The 429-nt window shown below is 46.6% G+C and carries 1 protein-coding gene; it reads left to right on the top strand.

Annotated elements, in window-relative coordinates; translation table 11 throughout:
• Window positions 1-429: helix-turn-helix domain-containing protein (locus CES81_RS13070; protein WP_180949823.1), on the top strand; the 429-nt coding region annotated here is incomplete at both ends.

The following is a 429-nucleotide window of genomic DNA, read 5'->3' as shown; positions in this document are numbered from 1 at the left end:
AACTTTAATTAAGAATGGTACTCATCAGGTTAATGCCCGATTGGCACCTGTTAACGGCGGTAAGTACGTGTTAAAGCTTCGTAAACAGCGTTATCTGTGTAAAGCCTGTGGCACCACTTGCGGTGCCACATCATCCAATTTACTCTTTAATCACACGCTGACTCCGGCAGTTCACCAAGCAGTAATGGAGCTGGCTAAAGACTCATTAACGGCCACCGAAATAGCTAAACTGCTGGGGATCTCTGATGCGAGTGTAAGCCGGATCATTAATGAACACGCCCAGCGTCCTTATCGCCTTAAGGAGTTACCAACTCAACTCTGTTTTGACGAGTTTCGTTCAGCTAATCATCACATGTCGTTTATCTGTTGCGCTGCACTGGCTCACCACCTGGTAACGACGTTGCCAGGTAGGTTAACGACTCAAATCAT

It is taken from the genome of Secundilactobacillus pentosiphilus (assembly GCF_002217985.1).
In the GTDB taxonomy this organism is placed as follows: Bacteria; Bacillota; Bacilli; order Lactobacillales; family Lactobacillaceae; genus Secundilactobacillus; species Secundilactobacillus pentosiphilus.
The sequence above is the reverse complement of the archived record's forward strand: the minus strand, read 5'-3'. Positions and strand labels throughout refer to the sequence as shown.